Origin of the sequence: Bartonella sp. TT121SHDZB (assembly GCF_042193415.1) — a bacterium.
Classification (GTDB): domain Bacteria; phylum Pseudomonadota; class Alphaproteobacteria; order Rhizobiales; family Rhizobiaceae; genus Bartonella.
Map to the genome: position 1 here is coordinate 1 of NZ_JBHILR010000034.1, position 2,015 is coordinate 2,015.

Genomic DNA, 2,015 nt, shown 5'->3' on the forward strand with positions numbered 1-2,015 from the left:
CAAACAATTCGTGAATGGACAGAAGATACAGAAGTACCCTTGCGTTCCTTTGCCGTGTGTTCGGATACACAAGTGGGAAAGCGTCGTAAGAATAAAAATGATGCTCTTGAATTTGATAGCTCTGATCTTGCCTTGCCGGCTACCACGGATGCAAAAGAACTGGCTAGTAAAGCGGGTAAGGTTTCACATGATCTGATGACCGTGGTGTTTTCCACTTATCATTCTATCCAAGTGATTTCGGATGCGCAAAAAAAGTATGATTTACCCGAATTTGATCTAATCATTTGTGATGAAGCGCATAGAACCACTGGAGCTTCATTGGGAACAGAGGACAATGAATCTGAATTTATCAAGGTTCATGATAACAGCATCATTCGTGGTAAAAAACGTCTCTATATGACAGCAACCCCTAAGATCTTTACCGATGATGCCAAAAAGCAAGCCAATGAGATCAATGCCGTTCTCGCCTCTATGGATGATGAAGAACTCTATGGAAAAGAGCTTTATACCTATACTTTCTCAAAAGCCGTTCAGAATGAACTTTTAGCACCTTATAAGATTATTGTTTTGGGTGTTAATGAAGAAGAAGTAAGTCAATCCATTCAACATCTGATGACCGATGAGAATTATGAACTTATTCTTGATGATAAAACCAAGATCATAGGCTGTTATCAAGCCCTTGCTAAAATAGATCTAAAGGTTGATTTAAGTGATGACCCTAACCCTATGCGGCGGGCTTTGGCTTTTTGTAAAGATATCAAGACCTCTAAACGCATTTGTAAAACCTTCAATTCTGAAGAAATACAGGAAGAATTATTTAATCTTCATCAACTCTATAAAGATACCCCGCCTCTTCAGTGTACCTTTGATCATATTGATGGAACACAAAGTGCCAAAATGCGCAATAAAGCCCTTGATTGGCTTAAGGAAGATGTGGGGGAAAATACTTGCCGTGTGCTCACCAATGTTCGCTGTCTGTCTGAAGGGGTGGATGTGCCTGCTCTTGATGCCATTATGTTTTTACACCCGCGTAAAAGTCATGTGGATGTGATACAGGCGGTGGGGCGTATCATGCGCCGTGCAAAGGGCAAGAAAAGAGGCTACATCATTTTACCCGTTGGGATCCCTGCTGGGGTTTCTGCTGAACATGCTTTACGCTACAACAAGAGATACAAGGTGGTCTGGCAAGTCATCAATGCTTTGCTTGCTCATGACGAGAATTTTGAAATCACCCTTAACCAGATGATTTTGGGGCAAGATGTTAGTGATTCTTTGGAGATTGTCGCCTTAAAGAGCATGACCGCGGTTGAGGATAAACTTCATATCCATGAAAAATCAGAACATATGGGACTTGAGATTGGAAAAGCCGCTCATGAACCACAAACTATTCATAGCGTAACAGGAAGATTACCTTTTTATAAAGAGTTTCCCAATGCTCTGAAAACCCTTCTTGCGAAGAAATTTGCTATTGCGGATTATTGGGAAAATTGGGCGGGCAATGTTGCTGAGATTGCACAAAATCATATCACGCATCTTCAAAACCTGCTTTCTGATGAAAACAGTAAAGCCTTTCATGCTTTTGATGCATTTCATAAGGAATTAAAAAACAACTTAAACAGTGAAATCAAGCAAGAAGAAGCCATTGAGATGTTAGCGCAACATCTTGTCACGCGTCCCGTGTTTGAAGCCTTGTTTGAAGGAAATGAATTTGTACAAAACAATGCCATTTCGCAAGCCATGGAAAAAATCTTAACAGAACTTGATAAAACCAATATCGAGGAAGAATCCAAGGAATTACAAGAATTTTATAACAGTGTAAGGCTTCGTGCTTCTGGGATTACCACACCACAAGCAAGGCAAAATCTTATTATTACGCTTTATGAAAGCTTTTTTGCCAAGGCATTTAAGAAAACCACGGATAGGCTTGGGATTGTTTATACCCCCGTTGAGGTCGTGGATTTTATCATTCATTCTGTTGATGATGTGTTGCGGAATGAATTTGGCAAAAGCTTGGG

1 protein-coding gene is annotated in these 2,015 nt (G+C 40.3%); it reads left to right on the plus strand.

What is annotated here, in order from left to right; translation table 11 throughout:
• A partial coding sequence (locus ACFIKI_RS08300; RefSeq protein WP_375666740.1) for a helicase-related protein occupies nucleotides 1-2,015 on the plus strand: 2,015 nt, incomplete at both ends.